General features: G+C 34.2%; 23 protein-coding genes. 9 read left to right on the top strand and 14 right to left on the bottom strand.

The window, feature by feature from the left end; translation table 11 throughout:
- The first annotated feature begins 19 nt into the window (after positions 1–19).
- Positions 20–1,546 (top strand): M20/M25/M40 family metallo-hydrolase, encoded by a 1,527-nt coding sequence (locus B5X55_RS02100; protein WP_079510892.1) that lies wholly within the window; start codon positions 20–22, stop codon positions 1,544–1,546.
- 68 nt (positions 1,547–1,614) lie between these two features.
- Here B5X55_RS02100 and B5X55_RS02095 read toward each other — a convergent pair whose 3' ends face one another.
- The gene (locus B5X55_RS02095) at positions 1,615–2,040 is read right to left on the bottom strand and encodes an Hsp20/alpha crystallin family protein (protein WP_079510890.1); all 426 of its coding nucleotides are present in this window, start codon (positions 2,038–2,040) and stop codon (positions 1,615–1,617) included.
- Between the two features lie 204 nt (positions 2,041–2,244).
- On the opposite strand from B5X55_RS02095, the gene B5X55_RS02090 reads away from it, so the two are divergent.
- Positions 2,245–3,513, top strand: a complete 1,269-nt coding sequence (locus tag B5X55_RS02090; RefSeq protein ID WP_079510888.1) for a DUF2254 domain-containing protein — start codon at positions 2,245–2,247, stop codon at positions 3,511–3,513.
- On the opposite strand, the gene B5X55_RS02085 is transcribed toward B5X55_RS02090, so the two are convergent.
- The gene (locus B5X55_RS02085) at positions 3,510–3,911 is read right to left on the bottom strand and encodes a hypothetical protein (RefSeq protein ID WP_079510886.1); all 402 of its coding nucleotides are present in this window, start codon (positions 3,909–3,911) and stop codon (positions 3,510–3,512) included. The genes B5X55_RS02090 and B5X55_RS02085 overlap by 4 nt on opposite strands.
- A gap of 267 nt (positions 3,912–4,178) precedes the next feature.
- On the opposite strand from B5X55_RS02085, the gene B5X55_RS02080 reads away from it, so the two are divergent.
- On the top strand, positions 4,179–4,556 hold the full coding sequence (locus tag B5X55_RS02080; RefSeq protein WP_079510884.1) for a DUF1456 family protein: 378 nt from the start codon (positions 4,179–4,181) through the stop codon (positions 4,554–4,556).
- A gap of 46 nt (positions 4,557–4,602) precedes the next feature.
- Here B5X55_RS02080 and B5X55_RS02075 read toward each other — a convergent pair whose 3' ends face one another.
- The 3 genes from B5X55_RS02075 to B5X55_RS02065 all read right to left on the bottom strand — a co-directional run bounded on the left by B5X55_RS02075 (position 4,603) and on the right by B5X55_RS02065 (position 7,279).
- Positions 4,603–4,938, bottom strand: a complete 336-nt coding sequence (locus B5X55_RS02075) for a hypothetical protein (RefSeq protein WP_079510882.1) — start codon at positions 4,936–4,938, stop codon at positions 4,603–4,605.
- 358 nt (positions 4,939–5,296) lie between these two features.
- Positions 5,297–6,490 (bottom strand): ADP-forming succinate--CoA ligase subunit beta, encoded by a 1,194-nt coding sequence (gene sucC, locus B5X55_RS02070; RefSeq protein WP_079510880.1) that lies wholly within the window; start codon positions 6,488–6,490, stop codon positions 5,297–5,299.
- A gap of 150 nt (positions 6,491–6,640) precedes the next feature.
- Complete coding sequence (locus B5X55_RS02065) at positions 6,641–7,279, bottom strand: LON peptidase substrate-binding domain-containing protein (RefSeq protein ID WP_079510878.1); 639 nt, start codon at positions 7,277–7,279, stop codon at positions 6,641–6,643.
- Between the two features lie 151 nt (positions 7,280–7,430).
- Here B5X55_RS02065 and lysA point away from each other — a divergent pair, with 151 nt between their 5' ends.
- Both lysA and B5X55_RS02055 read left to right on the top strand, forming a co-directional pair.
- On the top strand, positions 7,431–8,669 hold the full coding sequence (gene lysA / locus B5X55_RS02060) for a diaminopimelate decarboxylase (protein WP_079510876.1): 1,239 nt from the start codon (positions 7,431–7,433) through the stop codon (positions 8,667–8,669).
- A 58-nt stretch (positions 8,670–8,727) separates the two neighbouring features.
- Complete coding sequence (locus B5X55_RS02055) at positions 8,728–9,264, top strand: thioredoxin family protein (RefSeq protein ID WP_079510874.1); 537 nt, start codon at positions 8,728–8,730, stop codon at positions 9,262–9,264.
- Between the two features lie 66 nt (positions 9,265–9,330).
- Here the strand turns inward: B5X55_RS02055 and guaB are convergent, their stop codons facing one another.
- Positions 9,331–10,803: an IMP dehydrogenase gene (gene guaB, locus B5X55_RS02050; protein WP_079510872.1), complete on the bottom strand. Its 1,473-nt coding sequence runs from the start codon at positions 10,801–10,803 to the stop codon at positions 9,331–9,333.
- 240 nt (positions 10,804–11,043) lie between these two features.
- On the opposite strand from guaB, the gene B5X55_RS02045 reads away from it, so the two are divergent.
- Complete coding sequence (locus B5X55_RS02045; RefSeq protein WP_079510870.1) at positions 11,044–13,263, top strand: TonB-dependent receptor family protein; 2,220 nt, start codon at positions 11,044–11,046, stop codon at positions 13,261–13,263.
- 64 nt (positions 13,264–13,327) lie between these two features.
- On the opposite strand, the gene B5X55_RS02040 is transcribed toward B5X55_RS02045, so the two are convergent.
- Both B5X55_RS02040 and B5X55_RS02035 read right to left on the bottom strand, forming a co-directional pair.
- Entirely contained in the window at positions 13,328–14,197 is an 870-nt protein-coding gene (locus tag B5X55_RS02040) for a hydroxymethylglutaryl-CoA lyase (protein WP_079510868.1), read from the bottom strand.
- A gap of 53 nt (positions 14,198–14,250) precedes the next feature.
- Positions 14,251–14,871, bottom strand: a complete 621-nt coding sequence (locus B5X55_RS02035) for a LysE family translocator (RefSeq protein ID WP_079510866.1) — start codon at positions 14,869–14,871, stop codon at positions 14,251–14,253.
- Between the two features lie 87 nt (positions 14,872–14,958).
- On the opposite strand from B5X55_RS02035, the gene B5X55_RS02030 reads away from it, so the two are divergent.
- Positions 14,959–15,369: a Dabb family protein gene (locus B5X55_RS02030; protein WP_079510864.1), complete on the top strand. Its 411-nt coding sequence runs from the start codon at positions 14,959–14,961 to the stop codon at positions 15,367–15,369.
- Positions 15,370–15,491: 122 nt separating this feature from the next.
- On the opposite strand, the gene B5X55_RS02025 is transcribed toward B5X55_RS02030, so the two are convergent.
- Complete coding sequence (locus B5X55_RS02025) at positions 15,492–16,535, bottom strand: quinone-dependent dihydroorotate dehydrogenase (protein ID WP_079510862.1); 1,044 nt, start codon at positions 16,533–16,535, stop codon at positions 15,492–15,494.
- Positions 16,536–16,593: 58 nt separating this feature from the next.
- Positions 16,594–17,046 (bottom strand): hypothetical protein, encoded by a 453-nt coding sequence (locus B5X55_RS02020; protein ID WP_143814380.1) that lies wholly within the window; start codon positions 17,044–17,046, stop codon positions 16,594–16,596.
- 70 nt (positions 17,047–17,116) lie between these two features.
- Between B5X55_RS02020 and pepT the strand changes: the two genes are divergently transcribed.
- Together pepT and B5X55_RS02010 are read left to right on the top strand one after the other, a co-directional pair.
- Positions 17,117–18,340, top strand: a complete 1,224-nt coding sequence (pepT, locus tag B5X55_RS02015; RefSeq protein ID WP_079510858.1) for a peptidase T — start codon at positions 17,117–17,119, stop codon at positions 18,338–18,340.
- A gap of 5 nt (positions 18,341–18,345) precedes the next feature.
- A complete protein-coding gene (locus tag B5X55_RS02010; protein WP_079510856.1) occupies positions 18,346–18,942 on the top strand; it encodes a YdeI/OmpD-associated family protein in 597 nt (198 codons plus the stop codon).
- 16 nt (positions 18,943–18,958) lie between these two features.
- Here the strand turns inward: B5X55_RS02010 and B5X55_RS02005 are convergent, their stop codons facing one another.
- The 4 genes from B5X55_RS02005 to nusB form a co-directional block, all read right to left on the bottom strand.
- Positions 18,959–20,308 (bottom strand): Gfo/Idh/MocA family protein, encoded by a 1,350-nt coding sequence (locus tag B5X55_RS02005; protein ID WP_079511088.1) that lies wholly within the window; start codon positions 20,306–20,308, stop codon positions 18,959–18,961.
- Between the two features lie 91 nt (positions 20,309–20,399).
- Positions 20,400–20,684 (bottom strand): preprotein translocase subunit YajC, encoded by a 285-nt coding sequence (yajC, locus tag B5X55_RS02000; protein ID WP_079510854.1) that lies wholly within the window; start codon positions 20,682–20,684, stop codon positions 20,400–20,402.
- 23 nt (positions 20,685–20,707) lie between these two features.
- Entirely contained in the window at positions 20,708–21,178 is a 471-nt protein-coding gene (locus B5X55_RS01995) for a DUF1573 domain-containing protein (protein ID WP_079510852.1), read from the bottom strand.
- A 43-nt stretch (positions 21,179–21,221) separates the two neighbouring features.
- On the bottom strand, positions 21,222–22,136 hold the full coding sequence (gene nusB, locus B5X55_RS01990) for a transcription antitermination factor NusB (RefSeq protein ID WP_234999643.1): 915 nt from the start codon (positions 22,134–22,136) through the stop codon (positions 21,222–21,224).
- Positions 22,137–22,260: the final 124 nt, after the last annotated feature.

Genomic DNA, 22,260 nt, shown 5'->3' with positions numbered 1-22,260 from the left:
GATTTATATCTATACAAAAATGAAAAATTGGAAAGCTTTAGTAGTATTCACCATGTGTATTTTAACCAGCTACAGTAGCCATTGCCAAATCTTAAAAGGCGAAGAATTAAAGTCGCTAACTAACGAGAATTTTAATATAGCTTTTACGAATTTACGTCATTTTTTGAAACTACAAAATGATGGAAATTATCCTGAGCAAATTGACAAAAATAAACATTGGTGTGATAGTGTTTTTAGAAAATTAAACTTCAAAACTCAGACCATAAAAACCGATGGCGCTCCCCTCCTTTTTGCGGAAAAAATATATAAAAAAAACTACAAGAGCATTCTTTTTTATTTACAGGTTGATGGGCAACCTGTTGATAGTTCCGCTTGGTCACAAACCGACCCGTTTACACCCATAATTAAAGAATTCAAAAATGGAATTTGGAGTCCAATAGAAATTGATTCAGAACAAAATATTTATGATGATGACTGGAGAATTTTTGCACGCTCCGCATCCGATTCAAAAGGTCCGGCGATGTCATTAATTTCCGCTTTACAAATTCTTCAAGAGCAAAACATAAATCCAAAATACAACATAAAAGTGATTATGGATTTTCAAGAAGAATTAGGTTCTCCTGATTTACCAAAAGCAGTTTTAGAAAACAAAGATTTGTTGAGCGCTGAAATGCTTTTTATTATGGATGGTACAAGACACCTTTCAAATTTACCAACATTGACTTATGGTGCTCGAGGAATCGCAACTGCAACTATAAAAGTATTCGGACCAAAATATGCACTTCATAGTGGTCAATATGGAAATTATGCACCTAATCCGGTTTTTGAAGCGGCACGATTAATAAGCAGTTTAAAGGATGACCGAGGAATTGTACAAATACCAGGGTTTTATGATGGTGTCGTTTTAACTGAACGTGACAAACAATTACTGGCTATGATTCCTGAAAACAATGATAGTCTAAATACTAGACTAGGTATATTCAGCTCCGAACACGTGGCATCTACCTACCAAGAAGCCCTACAGTTTCCTAGTTTAAACATAAGAGGTCTAAAAGCTGCCTACACAGGAAAGGAAGTACGCACCTTAATACCAGAAGATGTTGTTATTGAAATAGACATGAGGTTAGTGCTCGAAACACCTGCAGAAAGACAATTAGAATTATTACGAAATCACATCATAAAGCAAGGCTATCATTTGGTCGATTCCGCAGCCACTAGTGAAGATAGAGCCACTTTTAAAAAACTTGCGGCATACGAGTACCGAATAGGCTCAAAACCCTTTAGAACGGATATGGATACCGACATCGGAAAATTTTTAAACTCGGCACTTGAAAAAGTATTTGGAGACGATATAGTTAACATGAGAACGACAGGCGGTTCTCAACCAATGGCTCCATTTATACAAACTTTGAAGATACCTGCAGTATCCATTAGAATCCCAAATCCGGATAACAATATACATGGGCCTGACGAGAATTTACGGTTAGGGAATTATAGAGAAGGAATTTTATCATGTTTGGCAATTTTAACCGAACCTTTACCATAAAAAAAAGTGCCTTGATTACTCAAAGCACTTTAAACAAACAACTCAAACCAACCTAAAAAATTTTATAATTAAGACAACTCGATTTTTCTTTTTGGCTTTGTTAAAGCTTCTTCCTTTTTAGGTAGATTGAATTTTAGAACCCCATCAATATACGCAGCTTCTATTTTATCTGTAGCTACAGTTTCAGGAAGGGTAAAAGCTCTTTTAAAAGAAGAAAACTTAAACTCCCTTCTTGTAAAGTTTTCTTTTGATTCTTCTTTATCCTCCTTAGTTTCAGAAGAAACAGTCAAGACAGCATTATCTATTTCGATAATCAATTCATCTTTACTCCTACCTGGTACAAAAAGTTCCAGTTCAAAATTTCCCTCATTCTCTTTAATATTAACCGCTGGTATAGCAGCTCTTTCATTTTGCGTACCACCGAACCAATCTGGTCTAAATATTTCGTTCATTAAAGCTGGGAACAACACTTCATTTCTCTTAGTTAAACTCATAATTGTATATTTTAAATAAATTGTGTTATTAATTGTTTGAATTAGAACAAACTATATACCAATTCATTTTTAGTGCCATTATGTCTTATTAACACTCTAACAACATGTCATTTTGTCAAAAAATCAAATTTCGATGCTATAATCTCATCAACCCAGCCACTTTATAACTTCTATTTTAGTTAGTTTTATAATGAAACTCAATTCATGGATAGACTTACCAACTTCGTAAAACAAATACGCAATAAAATTGCCTTCCTACCTACCATAATTTCAATAGCAGGGTTAGTATTAGCATTTTTAATGATTTACCTGGAGCAAATAAATATATCTAGCTATTTAATAGATGTAGCACCTGGCTTGGTTATAGATGATACCGATACCGCCAAAACAATACTGAGCACTTTAATTGGAGGTTTATTTTCTTTAACGGTTTTTAGCTTTTCGATGGTCATGGTTTTATTAAACCAAGCTTCGAGTAATTTCTCACCAAGAGTTTTACCAGGTATTATCTCAGATGAAAAGCATCAATTTGTATTAGGACAGTACATTGCAACTATACTTTACAACATCTTTATTCTCATCTCCATTGAGCCTACTGAGAATTCTTATCAAACGCCTGGTTTTTCAGTATTAATAGGCATCATTTTAACAGTATTGTGTCTAGCATCGTTCATTTATTTCATTCACCATATTTCGCAGGCCATACAGGTTGGTAATATCTTAATAGATATTCACAATAGAACAAAATCTGAAATTGAAAATATAATTAAGCAAGAGAAAGAAAAGTCACTTGATTTTCCAAATATTGAGAATTGGGAAGAATATGAAATTACAACTTCAGGATATTTTTATGGAATACTCCACGATAATCTTTTAAAGCTCTGCAAGGAAAATAACACTAAGGTTGTGATTAATCTATTTAAAGGTCAATTTCTATTAGATGGCACAATCGGACTTTTAACCGAAAAACCGATTGATGAAAAATTAAAGGAAAAGATAATGGACACTTTACTTTTTAACAATGAAGAACTAATGGGTCAAAATTATATTTACGGGTTTAGGCAAATATCAGAGATAGGCGTTAAGGCAATGTCCACTGGAATAAACGACCCAGGCACCGCATTAAATACCATTGATTATCTTACTTCATTATTTCTGGTTTTAATGAAAAAATGGGAATATGAATATGTAAGCGATTCAGATAGTATTAATTGGTCTAGCACCAAATGCCCTACCTTTTCTGAAGTGCTTTATAATGTCATGGCCACTTATCGTCAATATTGCAAACATGATATAACCGTTATGAGAAAATTGATGCATATGCTTAAAACGCTAACATCTCATGTTATAAACTCTAATCAGTTAAAAGATATTGAAATAGAAATAAATGAATTGCGGGAAGATGCAAAATTGAATATTGAGAATAAAAGAGATTTGTCAAAAATTGATACCGAATTTATCTCGTGGTCTTAATTATAATGCGCTTTAAAAATGGCTATCAACAAATCTGGTGGAACAATTTTATCGGGATATTTATGCATAATAGCTAACACTTGTTGAATTGCACCAGGTGGCAAACCCATTTTCAACCCTATATCATGAATTCTCTTTATTTCAATCATTTCTTGATTATTGTCTACATTCATCAACAATAACAATCTATGAAACTGAACAATTCTTTCTGACTGTGATTTAGGTATTATGTGCTCAACATTCTCAACAAACAAACTATCGAAGATTTTTTTACTGACTTCTAGTTGTTGGGCAACAGAAAAAAGAAAGTCATATTCCGTTTGCTTTATCTCATTGTTTACTTTGGCAAAAGCAATCATTTCCGATAAAATACTAAGTTTTTCTTTTTCCGTAGGCATAAATCAATCTAATATATTGACATTCATTATACTAACTCGAAATTTTAAGCAATCGTATTTTTTATAGAATGTTTCCATGAATTTCCTTAAATCCCAGAAAGTGATAAAACCTTACTTATTTCATATTCAGATGAATTCACTTCTTAGAAATAAAGTGAAAATCAGAATTTTCAAGCTAAACAAAGAAATGTTTCCCATTAAAAAACACGGTACACAACTCAATGAGTACATAATTTTATAATAACTTGCAGAGCTTAAATTAGTAGTATGACCAATAACGATATATTTAAAAAATTAAGAGTAGCCTTAAAATTCAGGGATGATGAAATTGTTGAAATACTTCAACTGGTAGATTTTAAAATTTCAAAAAGTGAATTAGGTGCTTTTTTTAGAAATGAAGAACACCCTAATTATATGGAATGTGGTGACCAAGTGTTACGTAATTTCTTGAACGGATTGGTAATTCACCTTAGAGGAACTAAGGAGAATCCGAAAAACCCCAGTGACGTTCTTTCAGGGAAAACCAAAGTTGCTGATAAGCCCGATAAAAAATTTAATGTTAGGGAAGATTTTAAAAGCAAACAGCTTAAAAAAGTAGACAAAGCTATTACTCCTGTAAAATATAAAAACAAGAAAAAATCCTGATACACCATAGTGCAGCAGGATTTTTTCTGATAACCTTTAAACTAGGTTAAGCTTTTACACGAACCGGAATAGTATAAATTTTACCTTCTTCCGCTTCATTTAAATTTACTTTTTGATAGTTTAGTTTATTCTTAACGAAGCGTTCCATCTTATCAAAATCTGTACTTACAGATAATACCACAATTTCGCCTTCATTATTTAATGTAAAACGAACTTGAGCTGTTAAATCAGTTTGCTCCTCAGAAAAATTATTTTCTGATAACATAGCTGATATCTGTGATGAAAGACTTTTTGTAGGGTTTTCAACTGTTGTATCCTTTGCCAATACATTACCTGTTGCAAGTAGCATTGCAGCTACCACTACTAAACTTAATTTTCTCATGACTTTTTGTTTTTCCTCCAGATATTCTGAAGATTGATTAATAATTGATTGATGATGAATTATTATAAAGACGCTTGAAAATTGAAATTGTTACCGATTATTTCAATTTTAACATCTTTTTAATGAAAATTTCTCAATTTCTTCCAGTAAAAATAAATATCACAAGAATAGATTATTCAAGTTTTAAAAGTCTTAACCATTATTTCACTCCCTTAACATAAACTACAGATTAGGTGTATTTTCAATTACACTAAGTTTAAATTACACAATCACAAATTACCCTATTGAGAAAAGTTAAACGCAAAAAAAAGGCCATTCATTAGAATGGCCTTTACTATAATATGTTAAGCAAACTTGTTTACGCCAATACAGCTTTAACTTTATCTGCAGCTTCTTGAAACTGAACAGCCGATTGAACCGCTAATCCAGAATTATCAATTATCTCTTTTGCCAATTCAGCATTAGTACCTTGTAATCTTACAATAATCGGCACTTTCATTGAATCGCCCATATTCTTATAAGCATCAACAACACCTTGTGCTACACGATCACAACGAACGATACCACCAAATATATTGATTAGAATTGCTTTTACGTTTGGATCTTTTAAAATGATTCTAAAAGCTTCTTCAACTCTTTTTGCATCAGCTGTACCTCCAACATCTAAAAAATTAGCTGGCTCACCACCTGCCATTTTAATTAAATCCATCGTTGCCATAGCAAGGCCAGCTCCGTTAACCATACAACCAACGTTACCGTCTAAATCTACATAGTTAAGACCAACTTCTCTAGCTTCAACTTCAATCGGATTCTCTTCTCTTAGATCACGCATTTCTGCATACTGCTTTCTACGATAAAGTGCGTTATCGTCAATAGATACTTTTGCATCTACCGCCATAATCTTATCATCAGAAGTTTTCAATACAGGGTTAATTTCGAACATACTTGAATCACTTTCAACATATGCTTTATATAAAGAAGACACGAATTTGGTCATCTCTTTAAATGCTGTTCCAGAAAGACCAAGGTTAAAAGCTATTTTTCTAGCTTGAAAACCTAAAATTCCTGTTGCTGGGTCAATTTCTTCAGTGAAAATTAAATGAGGTGTGTGTTCAGCAACCTCTTCAATGTCCATACCACCTTCTGTAGAATACATGATCATATTCTTGCCAGTAGCCCTATTTAAAAGGACAGACATATAAAATTCTTTAGTTTCACTATCACCTGGATAGTACACATCTTCAGCAACCAATATCTGATGAACTTTTTTACCTTCTGCAGAAGTTTGCGGAGTAATTAAGTTCATACCTATGATCTGGTTTGCTATTTCTTCTACCTCTTTAAGGTTTTTGGCCAATTTAACACCACCACCTTTACCACGACCACCTGCGTGTACTTGAGCTTTTATAACATGCCATCCAGTTCCGGTTTCAGCAGTTAATTGCTTTGCAGCCTCAACAGCCTCTTTCGCATTATGGGCAACTATTCCTCTTTGGATGCGCACCCCAAAACTTGCTAATATCTCTTTTCCTTGATATTCGTGAAGGTTCATATATATGGTGATTTTAATTGTTAAGCAAAAATAGGAAACACTAAGTAATAATCTAAAAATACAAGTGATTAATTAGAATAACTCTAAGAATAAACTGTATAAAACCACAAAACATCTTTAAAGTGATGCAATTTTACAACCTAATATTTCTCACATTTCCAAATCTTTAAAATCTAAAGGGTCAAAATTTTTGAAGTGACCATTAAGTTCTATGATTTTCTTTGTTCGTTCTACCTCTGATAATACTGTGATGGTAGCAGTTAAATGTAAGCTTATAAAATTTAGGCGGTCATTTTCTGAAGGTATCTGAAGAAGTTGGTATTCTTGCTCGAAAGACAAACCAATTTTATGGGCCAATGTAAAACTATTGAATGCTTCTACATTGAGCTCTTTAAAAGGGACCTCCATTATAGTATATAATTGATGAATACCTTTTATAATAGTTTGTTTTTTTTCAATAGATGCCTCATAGTCGTAATCTAAAAGCTTCACAATACCCCCAGCATATAATTTACCTGGCATGTTCTTCTCAAAAGCCAACAGCTTAAAAACCTGCCGTGCAACACAAACAACATCCATTTCACCACTATCGTAAGTACTTACTACTTCTACCAGCTGAACCTCAACACCATACTCCATCTTATTGTTAATAAAGACGGGAATACCAAAAGTGATTGCTTCCTCTCTACAATCGGTTATCAGTTGTTTATAACGTTCTTCAAAAATATGAAGCGGCACTGTTTCTCCTGGAAAAAATATGGACTGCAGTGGAAATAAAGGTATTTTCATTGTATAAAATTACAAAGGACTTTACAGCACGCCAAAATAAATTTATTTTATAATTGTTACAAATATCACATTTTGTTATTTTTATTGTTTTTATGTGATTATTTTTGTTGCTGTCCAATTAGAGAAGTAACTTTGTATAAAATTGTATAGTATGAAAAATGAGGATTTGTTGCAAATAGCAAAAACCTTTGGTGATCCAGTTTATGTTTATGACTCGGAAAAAATAGTTTCACAGTTCAATAGATTGACCAAGGCATTTGGTTCGGTAAAGAAATTAAAGCTCAATTATGCAGCCAAAGCCTTATCTAATATTTCTATCTTAAGATTAATGAATAGTCTTGGTAGTGGTTTAGACACGGTTTCTATCCAAGAAGTACAATTAGGCCTGTTGGCTGGCTTCAAACCAGAATCCATCATTTTTACACCCAATGGTGTTTCGCTTGAAGAAATTGAAGCAGCATCTAAACTTGGTGTCCGTATCAACATTGACAACTTATCTATATTAGAACAATTTGGCGGCAAACACCCAACGATACCCGTATGTATAAGAATTAATCCGCATGTAATGGCCGGAGGAAATTCTAATATTTCGGTAGGTCATATAGATTCGAAATTCGGAATCAGTATTCATCAAATTCCACATTTGCTTCGCATTGTAGAGTTGACTAAAATGAATATTAATGGTATTCATATGCATACTGGAAGTGATATTTTAGATATCGATGTTTTCCTATATGCGTCTGAAATATTATTCGATACCGCCCGAAATTTTAAAAATCTCGATTTTATCGATTTCGGTAGTGGGTTTAAAGTTCCTTACAAAGAAGGCGATATTGAAACCAACGTTGAAGAGTTGGGTAAAAAATTAAGCACCCGTTTCAATGAGTTTTGCAAAGAATATGGGAAAGATTTGACTTTGGCATTTGAGCCTGGTAAATTTTTGGTAAGTGAAGCCGGCGTTTTTCTAGCTAAGGTAAATGTTGTTAAACAGACTACTTCAACCGTATTTGCAAGTGTAGATTCTGGTTTCAACCATTTAATACGCCCTATGCTTTACGGTGCTACACATACTATTAAGAACATATCTAATCCTGAGGGAAGAGAACGTTATTACTCTGTTGTTGGTTATATATGTGAGACCGATACATTTGCAAGCAACAAGAGAATTAATGAAATAACTGAAGGTGATATTCTCTGCTTTAAAAATGCTGGTGCTTATTGCTTTACAATGGCCAGCAACTACAATTCTAGATTTAGACCACCAGAGGTTCTTTGGCACAAAGGCAAAGCAATTCTTATTCGCGAAAGAGAAACTTTTGATGATTTAATACGTAATCAAGTGGATATTAAAGATTTGTTCGCTGTTAAAGAAATTGCTAAAGTGAAATAAAGAACGTAAAAATGCGTTAGTTTTGGTATTGCTATTGGACTAATATCTCAAAAATCATATGAAATCGAACGCTCTTTATATTTCTAAAACGGTTTTATTCATTGCCTTTATACTTATCTCGAGCATTACTTTTGCTCAAGAGGTGAATTGGCTTTCTTGGAATGAAGCTGCAGAATTAGCTGCAACCGATAAAAATCCTAAAAAAGTATTCATAGATGTCTATACCGATTGGTGCGGATGGTGTAAGAAAATGGACAAAGACACCTTTCAAAACCCTGAAGTTGCCGCTTATATGGCAGAAAACTATTACATGGTTAAGCTAGATGGAGAAGGCAAAGAACCTATTGAATACAAAGGAAAGATTTATAAATTTGTACCCTCAGGAAGAAAAGGATATCATGAATTTGCCGCTGCCTTAATGCAAGGTCGTTTAAGTTACCCAACAACGATTTTTTTGGATGAAGAACTAAATATGTTGTCACCAGTACCTGGTTATCAAAAACCAAAGCCGTTTTTAGAAATAGCCCGTTATTTTGGTGATAATATTTATAAGGAGAAAAAATGGGACGCCTATGTTAGTAAGACAGGCAAATAAAATGCCAAATCAACAAATAAAAAAAGAGATCTTTTAGACCTCTTTTTTTTATGCATTATATTTTTTCTATCTACTATAATTCGGACTTTCCTTGGTGATAGTAACATCATGTGGATGACTCTCATTAATACCACTTGCAGTAATTTTTACAAATCTACCTGTATCTTGTAAAGTAGCTATATCCTTCGCACCACAGTAACCCATACCAGCTCTTAGACCTCCAATAAACTGATGAATACTTTCAAATAAATCTCCTTTATATGGTACACGACCTACGATACCTTCTGGAACCAACTTTTTAATATCATCTTCAACATCTTGAAAATAACGATCTTTACTACCTTGTTTCATGGCTTCCACAGAACCCATACCTCTGTATGATTTAAACTTTCGTCCTTCATAAATGATGGTTTCTCCTGGAGATTCTTTTGTACCCGCTAAAAGCGATCCCAACATAACGGTATCTGCACCAGCTGCTATAGCTTTAGGAATATCACCAGTATATCTTATTCCACCATCTGCAATAACAGGTACACCAGAGCCTTTAATTGCGGCTGCAACTTCTAACACGGCAGAGAATTGTGGAAAACCAACACCCGCAACTACACGAGTCGTACAAATTGAGCCTGGCCCAATACCAACCTTAACCGCATCTGCACCAGCTTCTACCAAATATTTGGCAGCTTCACCTGTTGCAATATTACCTACAATAACATCTAAATTCGGAAACTTATTTTTTACCGCTTTTAAAACAGCTACTACGCCTTTTGTATGACCATGGGCAGTATCGATAACAACTGCATCTACACCTGCATTAACTAAAGCTTCAGCTCTTTCTACGGCATCGGCAGTAACACCTATGGCAGCAGCAACACGTAATCTTCCGTATTGATCTTTATTGGCACTTGGCTTTTGGGTTAATTTGGTAATATCTCTAAAAGTTATTAGTCCTACCAAAGTATTATCCTTTGTTACAACTGGAAGTTTTTCGATTTTATGTTGTTGAAGTATATCTTCAGCCTCTGATAATGAAGTACCCTCTTCTGCAGTAACTAAATTTTCTGAAGTCATCACTTCAGCTATTGGGCGTTCATTATTTTTCTCGAAACGTAAATCTCTATTGGTAACAATACCTAATAATTTTCCTGCATCATCTACAATCGGAATACCACCAATACTATACTCTTTCATATTGGCCTTTGCATCTTTCACTTTAGAATGTAAAGGTAAAGTCACAGGATCTAAAATCATTCCACTTTCAGCTCTTTTCACCTTTCTTACCTTCATAGCTTGCTGCTCAATGGTCATGTTCTTATGTAGAACACCAATACCACCTTCTTGAGCCATAGCAATAGCCATTCTAGATTCCGTAACCGTATCCATAGCTGCAGATATGATAGGAACATTAATGGTAATATTTCTGGTGAATTTGGTCTGAATGTTTACATCTCTTGGAAGTACATCAGAATAGGCAGGTACTAATAATACGTCGTCGTATGTTAGACCTTCTCCTAGAATTTTATTTTGGTGGGCTTGCATAGCAATTAAGGATTTAATTGCGTGCAAAGATACTCTTTTTTTACTTAGTCAAATGAATACGGTTCATCAAGATAATACACTTATCAAGTGTTAAAATTTTAGTCCTAATCTTTTGATTTTAAAGTATTAATAACACACTATTTTTATTTATTCTAAATAAGCTTTGCAAATAACAAAGAAGGGTATTACATTTGCGCAAAAGAACACTATTTTAAGTAAGTCTAAATAAGTATAAATAAAATGAAAACCTCAATATTCCTTTTTACATTCCTATTAACTCTAGCTGTATTTGCTCAGAAACCAGCATCTACAAGCATGGATTCAATACATTTAAACGAAGTAACACTTAAAGCCAATTCTATTTTAGGGAGTAAGTTTGAAGCCAAGAACAGAACAGGTTCAGCCTATTACATTTCACCAAAAGAAATTAAGAAGTTTAATTATACAGACATAAACCGAACCCTTAGAAGTGTTCCTGGAGTAAATGTTTACGAAGAGGATGGTTTTGGACTTAGACCAAACATTAGCCTTAGAGGTACTTCTCCAGAGCGTAGCTCAAAGATTACCTTAATGGAGGATGGGGTATTAATTGCTCCAGCTCCTTACAGCTCACCATCAGCCTACTATTTCCCAACAATTGCTAGAATGCAAGCAGTAGAAATATTAAAAGGTAGTAGTCAAGTACAATACGGCCCATACACTACTGGTGGTGCCATTAATATGATTTCGACTGAGGTGCCAGACAGTTTTGGCATCTTTCTAAACTCTAGCTACGGTAGTTTTAACAGTGGTCGTTTACATACCCAATTGGGAGATAGTAAAAAGAATTTTGGATATTCTATAGAATACCTCAACTACAATTCTAACGGATTCAAAGAATTGGATAATGGTGAAAATACCGGATTTGATAAAAACGACTTGGTCGCTAAATTCAAAGTAAACACAAATCCTGAAGCTAAAATTGGTCAGGCCTTTGAATTTAAATTTCAATATTCTGATGAAATTTCCAATGAAACCTATTTAGGTCTTACCGAAGCTGATTTTTCCGCTACCCCCTTCCGTCGTTATGCAGGTTCGCAGGAAGATCAGATGAATACGAAACATCTACAATTTATGGGCACACATACCATGGCCTTTAGCTCAAATGTTAGAATCACTACAACTGCCTATTTAAATAATTTTAATCGTAACTGGTTCAAAGTAGATTATTTGACTGTAAACGGTCAACGTGAGAGTATTACTAACATTATTCAAAATCCCGAAGAGCTTTCAAGTTACTACGATATTGTTAGCGGAAATTCGAATACAGAAGCAAATGATGTCATTGCAGTAAAAGCAAATAATAGAGAATACCTTGCTACAGGAATCCAGACCAAATTGAATTACAGATGGAATACTGACAATACAGTTCACGATATAGAAGTTGGTTTACGCTACCACTATGACGAAGAAGACCGCTTTCAATGGGTTGACGACTATAGCCTTAACAACGGAACCATGGCAGTAGTAACGGCAAGACAAAGAGGTACTGATGCTAATAGAATAAGTGATGCCAAAGCTTTTTCTTCTTACGCGTTATACAAACTAAAATACAAAGAACTAACCTTGACCCCAGGCCTTCGTTATGAGAATATCAATTTAGGACAGACAAATTACGGTAGTAATGACCCAAAAAGAACAGGTGTCAATCTTTCGGAACGGGAGAACCAAGTAAATGTAATTATCCCAGGGATGGGGTTTAACTACAACTTTCAAAATATTTCTTTGTTTGGAGGCATCCACAAAGGATTCTCTCCGCCAAGTAATCAAGTGGGTGAAAAACCAGAAGAGAGCGTTAATTATGAGCTAGGCACTCGCTTTTCTTATGCAGGCTTTTCAGGAGAATTTGTTGGGTTCTATAATGACTACAGTAATCTTTTAGGAAGTGACTTGGCTGCAACAGGTGGTACAGGTTCCTTAGACCAATTTAATGCCGGTGAGGTTAAAGTACAGGGAATAGAATTCTTATTGAACTATAACCCCATAATCAACTCAGATACCTTCGCATTACCTATTACAATTGGATATACCCTTACAGATACAGAGTTCTTAAATAGTTTTGGCAGTAGTAATAGCGTTTGGGGTGAAGTCAATATTGGTGATGAACTGCCTTACCTATCCAAACACCAGTTTAACGCATCCATTAGTTTAGAACATGAAAAATTTGAAGTAAACTTTAGTGGCCGTTATAACGGCGCCTTTAGAACAAAAGCAGGTGTAGGTGCTATTCCTGACAATGAGCTTGTTGCATCAAACATCGTATTGGATTTAGGCACAAAGTATCGTTATAACCAAAATATTACAATAACGATAAATGCAATGAATCTGTTAGATGAGACCTACGCGGTAGCGCGTGTACCTGCAGGACTAAGACCTGGAATTCCTTTTGGTCTTTTTGGTGGAATAGAATTAAGGTACTAATAACCCGTTTATATAAAAAAGCCTTGTCATGTACAAGGCTTTTTTTTGCTTGTTGGATTCAATATTAATGATAAGCCGAAAATAATTCTGTCGCTTTATTGTAAGCCGCTTCAAAAACCATCCAGTTCACTCCTGTGTCTGCCTTTTGAGCTGTAAAATAGGAAAGCATTTTTTCGGTGGGCATATTTCCAGTTAACTCATCTTTGGCCATTGGGCAACCTCCAAAACCTTGAACGGCACCATCGAACCTACGGCAACCTGCTTGGTAAGCTGCATCCACCTTTTCATGCCACTTCGTGGGTGTAGTATGCAAATGGGCACCAAATTCGATATTCGGGTATTTTGGAATAAGGTTGGAAAACAAATAATTTATAGTTTCGGAATCAGAGGTACCAACAGTATCCGAGAGGGACAAAATTTTCGCACCCATTTTTGATAACTTCTCAGTCCACTCCCCTACTATTTCAACATTCCAAGGATCACCGTATGGGTTACCGAATCCCATCGATATATAAGTCACCACCTCTTTATTTGCAGCATCTGCCAAATTAAAAATCTCTTGTAACGTTTCTACAGATTGCGCTATGGTCTTGTGGGTATTCCGCATTTGAAAATTTTCTGAAATAGAAAAAGGAAATCCCAAATACTCTATTTCTGGATGTGAAACCGCATCCTCGGCACCTCTGACATTCGCAACAATAGCCAGTAATTTTGTCTTAGTTTCCGATAGGTCTAGATTTGACAGAACCTCTGCCGTATCGACCATTTGGGGTATTGCTTTAGGAGATACAAAACTTCCGAAATCTAAAGTATCAAAGCCACAACCCAATAATGATTGTAAATACCTTACTTTTTCACTTGTAGGTATAAAATCCTTTATGCCTTGCATAGCATCTCTAGGGCATTCTACTATTTTAATTTTTGAATCGGACATTATGTAAAAATACAAACTCAAATTAAGTAAGACTTAATTATACAAGAAATAAGCTATCCGAAAAATAAAAAAATAGCTATCCCTAGAAAGACAGTAATTTGAACCCACTTAAGAACAAATCCTGTTTTTTTATTCCCTGTCAAAAACGTTGAAATACTACCTGATAATAAAGCGATACCGCTAAATACTATAGATGAAATCATAATAAAAAGAAGTCCTAAAACATAAAATTGAATAATAGTACTTATACTATCCGAGAATAAGAACCCTGGAAAAAAAGCTAGAAAAAAGATAGTCACCTTAGGGTTTAAAACATTCATTATAAATCCTTGTCGAAATAAACTACTTATACTTTTAACCTGTTTATTTTCAGTTTCAATTGAAATAGAATTTCCTCCTCTATAAACTGAAATTGCCAAATACACCAAGTATACCGCACCAAAAATTTTAATTAAAGTAAATATGGTTGGATTATTTTTTATAACCGCCGAAATCCCAAATGCCAATAAAGTAGTATGTACCAAACAACCTGTCATTAGACCAGCTACTACAGCAAGACCAAATTTGCGACCATTAGTAATACTTTGTATAAGTACAAAAATATTATCGGGACCTGGTGACAGCGCCAAAGCAAAAGTAGCCATTGAGAACGCTAATAAGATTTCGTAATTCAAATGAGAAATTAGTTGGTTAAGGACATAAAGTACAAATTACCATTATTTACACCTATATTTAATATCTTGTTTAAAAATAATAAAATCATGAAAATTAAAGCGCTCGTTTTTCTAATCAGTATTTCATTCATGGCAAATGCTTTTGCCTCATCAAATGAAACTACAAATTCACCAACAATGATCAAGGCAGACAGCCTATTAAGGCATGTAGTTCTTTTTAAGTTTAAAGAAGGAACCACCAAATCACAAATAAAAGAAGTCGAAGATGCTTTTAGCGCTTTACCTTCAAAAATTGAACAAATAAAAGGATATGAATGGGGATTGAACAATAGCCCTGAAGGATTAGAAAAAGGTTTCACACATGCGTTTTTTCTAACTTTTGAAAGCGAAGAAGACCGTGCTACTTATTTACCTCACCCAGACCACAAAGCTTTTGGTGCAGTATTAACTCCATATTTAGATGATGTTTTAGTAATTGATTATTGGACCAATCAATAATTAAAAAAACAATCTGATTATACAGATAAAAGCCTTTATACTACTAAAATGTACAAAGGCTTTTATTATACATGCAATTCAAGTTTGTAAATCAACAATCACTTAATAGTATTGATTTCCTCTTAATTACTCGCTTTTTCTAATAGTGCTTTATTAATTTTCTTCACTAATCCTGGTCCTTCATATACAAAGCCTGTCCACAATTGAATTAAATCTGCACCTGCCTCTAATTTCTCAATAGCATCTTCCGCAGAATGAATACCACCTACCCCAATAATAGGAAACGATTTATTACTCTTTTCTGCCAAAAACCTAATTACCTCGGTACTTCTGTTCTTTAAAGGCGCGCCACTTAGACCACCTGCTTCCTCAATTAAAAGCGCATGAGATTTTAAATTTTCTCTTGAGATAGTTGTGTTTGTAGCAATTACTCCATCAATCTTAGTAGTATCAACAATTTCAATAATATCTAATAACTGACTATCAGTTAAATCTGGCGCTATTTTCAGTAGAATTGGCTTACGAATGGTTTTCTTTCTCGTACTTAGTTTAGAGTTTTCTAATTGCAATTCATTTAATAACGCCATAAGCGGTTCTTTGTCTTGCAACTCGCGTAAACCAGGTGTGTTGGGCGAACTAACATTGACCACAAAATAGTCTACATGGTCAAATAAAGCATCGAAACATATTAAGTAATCTTTAATTGCCTCGTTATTTGGAGTAACCTTATTCTTACCAATATTACCCCCGATTAAGACCCTATGTTCTTTTTTTAATTTTTCGGCTGCCTCAAAAACCCCATGGTTATTGAAGCCCATTCGATTAATAATAGCGTGATCAGCTTTTAATCGAAATAATCTTTTCTTCGGATTGCCATCTTGTGGTTTTGGAGTTAGAGTTCCTATTTCAACAAATCCGAATCCAAAATCCGACAATTCGTTATAGAGCACCGCATTTTTATCAAACCCAGCTGCTAACCCTACTGGGTTTTTGAATTTTAGGCCAAATAACTCACGCTCCAAACGTTTATCCTCTATTAAAAACATAGATTTAAAAAGACCAGATAATCCAATCTTTGACAAAAATTTAATGGTAGAAAAACTTATGTAGTGAACTTTTTCTGGGTCGAAAAGAAACAAAATAGGTCTAATAAGAAGCCTGTACATTTATATATTTTAGATTCCCAAAAATACAAAAGTGTATTTGAAAAAAGTGCGAAATACGTTATCTGTTTTCGTTGTTCGTACTATCTGAATAAATTGTAGGGGTAACAATGAATGGTGAGCGAGAAGCTTCTTTACAAAGATTACGATATAATTCATATTGTTTTGAATTAAACAAAGTCAACATTCTTTTATCAATCATTGTTTGAACTCTAGCCATACTATCCATTACACTTTTATATTTATCCGCTAATTGGCTCAACTCCTTAACATTACTTTGCGGATGTCGACTCTTTACGTTCTGCAACTCATTATTCAATAAATCATTTCGATACTTCAATTCTGCACTAAAACTCACCAATTTTTCATGTTGCATCTCATTTAACTGAAATACATCAGAAATTATTGAATCATTAGTTAGACCCACACCAAGTATACAATCTGCTTGTGCGTAGGTCTTATTTAGAAGAAAAAAGGAACTAAACACCACCAACAATCTAAATGTATTCATCATCTTATTTATCAAATCTTACATTTACTAAATTACGATATATAACCCTATTTTTGATGAAATCATTTTTACCATGCAGCATATCATTGACCGTTTTATTAGTTATGTTACTATTGACACACAAAGCGATTCATCATCAGAGACTACACCAAGCACTGAAAAACAGTGGAATTTGGCAAAAAAATTGGCAGAAGAGCTCCGTTCAATTGGCTTAGAAGATGTTTCTATTGATGACAATGCCTACATTATGGCAACTTTGCCTTCAAACGTAGATCACGAAGTACCCACTATCGGTTTTATTTCTCATTTTGATACTTCTCCTGATTTTTCTGGCACAAACGTAAAACCGAACATTATTGAAAATTATGATGGTAATGATATTGTGCTAAATGAGGAAAAGAACATAATTCTATCTTCTTCATACTTTCACGATTTATTACAATATATAGGACAAACATTGATTACTACGGATGGAACTACCTTGTTAGGTGCAGATGACAAAGCAGGTATAACCGAAATAGTAACTGCTATGGAATATTTGGTGAAACACCCAGAAATAAAACACGGAGCTATTCGTATTGGCTTTACACCAGATGAAGAAATTGGTAGAGGGGCTCACAAATTCGATATAGAAAAATTTGGCGCAAAATGGGCATACACTATGGATGGAAGCCAAATTGGTGAATTGGAATATGAAAACTTCAATGCAGCCAGCGCAAAAATTACAATTAATGGTAAAAGCGTACACCCAGGTTATGCAAAAGGCAAAATGGTAAATGCCGTACTTATTGCAAATCATATAATTGCTGATTTACCACGACATGAAATACCAGAGGAAACCGATGGAAGAGATGGCTTTTTTCATGTACATACTGTACATGGTGAAATTGAAAATGCCTCTATTGAATTGATTATTAGAGATCACGACCTACAGCGATTTAATGAACGAAAAGAATTATTGAAAGTATTGGTCAAAAAATACAATCACAAATATGATGATTGTATTTCCTTAGAACTAAAGGACCAATATTTTAATATGAAAGAGAAAATAGAGCCCGTTTACCATATTGTAGAAATAGCAAAAAAAGCTATGGAAGATATTGGCATTAAGCCAATAATAAAACCCATTAGAGGCGGAACCGATGGTTCTCAATTAAGCTATATGGGACTACCATGCCCAAATATTTTTGCCGGCGGCCATAACTTTCATGGCAAATATGAATATGTGCCTGTTGAGAGTATGCAAAAAGCAGTGGAAGTTATTATTAGAATTTGTGAATTAACAGCTCATCAATAATATTCGTGGATAAGCCAGAGAAAATAGAACGGTTCTACAATGAAAATCATCAATTTAAAGATGGTGTTCATGAACTAAGACTGTTAGTTTTAAAATGCGGATTAATAGAAACCTTCAAATGGAGCTTTCCAACATACACTTTAGATAATAAGAATATAGTTGCCATCTGCAAATTTAAATCTCATTTTGGCATCTGGTTTTTCAATGGGGTATTTTTGAGTGATCCAACGAAAATTCTAGAGAATGCCCAAGAAGGTAAAACCAAAGCGATGCGGCATTGGAAATTTAAATCATTAGATGAAATTAATAAAACTACGGTACGTGAATATATTACTGAAGCTATCGAAAATCAAAAGAAAGGGTTGCATATAAACCTGATTAGAAAGACGAACGACAAACTCATTCTACCTTCCCAATTATCTTCAGTTTTTAAAAAAAATTGTGAACTCAGAAACGCTTTTCAAAGTTTAACCCTCGCAAAACAAAGAGAATATGTTGAATATATTGAAACTGCTAAACAAGAGAAAACTAAACTATCAAGACTAAACAAAGCCATAGCTCTCATTTTAGAAAAAAAGGGTCTTAACGATAAATACCGTTAAAACCCACTACATTTTTCTACATATAAGGTAGTTTCCAGCCATTTTGATAATTAGCTTTGATAAGTTCATTTGCAGAAGAATCTGTAAATTGTCCTTTCTCTTTATCCCAATAAACTCTATTACCTGTTTTATAAGCAACATTACCCATGTGTGAAACTACTGCCGCATCATAACCGACTTTTAAAGGAGCTGTCAAAATTGAATTATCTCTACTTTTAACTGCATCTATAAAGTTTTTAGTATGTAAATCTAGGCCACTAATTCCTTCGTTTCCATAAGACAAAGCCTCCATCTTGGGTATACCTTCTTTACCCCAGCCTTGAAATTCCTTTTCTGGTATTACTTCCCATCCGCTTCTATCTAAAACCAATGTTCCATTATTACCTATGAAAGCTATACCATGGTTTCTGCCATAATTACCACCATCAATACCTGTGGCATGTTCCCAAAGAATTGAGAACCCTTCATATTCATAAACAGTTTGCAATGTATCTGGTGTTTCAGACGCATCGTCAGGATATGCAAATTTTCCACCCAATGCCATTACAGATTTTGGATAACCAGCTTTCATACCATAAAGTGCATAATCCATTAAGTGTACCCCCCAATCTGTCATTAATCCGCCAGCATAATCCCAAAACCACCTAAAGTTAAAATGAAATCTGTTTGCATTAAAAGGTCTTGATGCAGCTGGCCCAAGCCACATGTTGTAATCTACCCCGTTTGGTGTAGCAGAATCTGCCGCAACTGGCACAGGTTTCATCCAACCTTGGTAAGCCCATGCCTTAGCTAATCTTATTTCACCAAGAGCACCCGAGTGCACATATTTGATTGCATCAACAAAATGTGGCTGACTACGTTGCCATTGCCCAATCTGAACCATTCGATCACTACTTTGCACACCATAAAGCATTATATCAGCTTCTTGTATAGAGTTAGCTATTGGTTTTTCACAATACACATCTTTACCAGCCTGTAACGCATCGGTCAATTGTAAACAATGCCAATGATCCGGAGTACCTATAATGACAACATCAATATCTTTATTTTCAAGTAATTTTCTATAGTCACCATACCATTTCGGCTTTTTAATACCCGCCTTTTCTAAATCGGCGGTTCTTTCTTTTAAAACATTCTCGTCAACATCACATAAAGCGATTACATTGATTTCACTCATTTTAAGAAAAGAAGATAAATCAGAAAAACCCATTCCATTACATCCTACCAAACCAACATTAATGGTGTCATTTGCTCCCACTTTTTTCCGCATCATGGACAATAATTCCATCGGAAATACAAATGAAGCTCCTGTCATTACTAATCCGGCTGTCCCTTTTCTAATAAAACTTCTTCTATTTTGTAGCATAGCATTATTTAGTTTTACTAAATATACCGCTTTTAGGCTAAAAAAAAACACCGATGTTTCCATCGGTGTTTTTTATATGAAATATAAAAATTTATTTTTCTGGAGCGTTTAATTTAACGCTCATTTCCATGGATATGGCAGATCTATCAAATTTTAATTTCCCTGCCATTGTCTCCAACACGCAAGAAGAATCTTTTTCATTTAAATCTACTACCTTTCCGTGCAGACCACTTTTGGTAATAACACGATCACCACGTTTTAACTCTGCCGAAAATTTCTTTTCATCCTTCTGTCTTTTCATTTGAGGTCTAATCATAAAAAAATATGCGACCACAAAAATCAAAATCATCGGAAGAAACTGCCCTATATCACCCATTTTTGGTATATCTGTATTTATATTTATTTAACAGGTCCTAGTGGAGCTGCTCCTTTTGGATTAACAAAAGCTTTAATCCTCAAAATTTCAGAACCTTTTTCTGTATTCGCTGTAACCGTAATTGTTTTGGTTACTTGATTTTGACCAGAACCATTGAAATTAACTCTCAATTCACCAGTCTCACCTGGTGCAATAGGATCTTTTGGTGGGTTAGGTACAGTACAACCACAACTACTTTTTGCATCTGTAATAATTAGTGGTGCATTACCCGTATTTGTAAACATGAAAACTGTTTCTTGAGGTGTTCCTTGCTCAATTGTACCAAAATCGTGTTCTGCCTTTTCAAAAGACATTACAGGCACTGCTTTTGCAGCCTCATCTCTTACTGCAGCCTCTGCTACGTTATCTGTTTTGATTTTACTTGATGCATTATCCTTACAAGAGGTAAACGCTACCATTGATACTAGACCAACAATTAGAACTATTTTTTTCATACTATTATGATTTATCAATTAATTGTAAAATTATAAAATATTTTTATAACAGACCCCTACCCATTTTGTTAAGCTTTCCTTCTGCCTTATATTCTTTTGTAAGTTTATCTAAAATACCATTTATAAAAATGCTGCTTTTTGGAGTTGAGTACTCTTTTGCTATCTCTAAATACTCATTTATAGTTACTCTTTCTGGTATTGATGGGAAGTGTAACAATTCGCAAATTGCCATTTTTAATAAAATACTATCTATCTCGGCAATACGATCTTTATCCCAATTTGGTGTTTTACCCTCAATTTCCTTTTCTAAAGCTTCATTTTTCAATAAAGTTCTAGAAAGTAGTTGCAAGGCATATTGCATATCATCATCATCTTTCATTAGAGTAGGCAGAAAATATGACTCAGGATGTACCTGTTTTGCTTTTTTCAAATGCTTCAACACAAAGGTATTCACAATTGGAATATCATCTACCCATGTTAATTTATCGTCTTCGAAATAGTCGTAAATTTTTTCATTCGGTGCAATAATTGTCTTGAACAAGGTCATTACCAATTCCTTATCTGAAGCATAATCGCTTTCTGGCTTAGACATGTACTCTTGATATGCTTCACTCTCTATTATCTCTTTATAGATAAGTTTCACATATTCTTCATTCAAGTACCAATTATCAAGCTTTCTATGATTAAGTTCTTCAGTCAACTTAGTATTGTCTACCATTTGTAGCAACAATCTGTTTTGAATAAACTTGTTTGGGTTTGGAAATTCTTGCTTCTTATCGGTAATGTATTTATTAGCAGCGAGAGAAATTTGGTCTGCAGCCCTTTTCTGTATTTCTACAAAAAGACTTAACCATAATAAATAAAGCGTATAGGTGTTCTCTATGCTTACTTTTAAAAACTTCTCTTGTTTTTGCAAGGAATCATCCTTGGATTGAATTAGGGCGTATATGCTCTGCATTACTTTAACCCTAATGTGCCTTCTTGTAAGCATTTTAAAGAACTTTTTTAAATAAATTAATAATTAAAGCTGCAAAGGTAAGCATCTATTTAAAGGGTCACAATAGCAATCGTATTTATCTTAG

The organism is Maribacter arcticus (genome assembly GCF_900167935.1).
Lineage (GTDB): Bacteria > Bacteroidota > Bacteroidia > Flavobacteriales > Flavobacteriaceae > Maribacter > Maribacter arcticus.
Note: the sequence above shows the minus strand (reverse complement) of the source record. Positions and strands in the feature narration are given on the sequence as shown.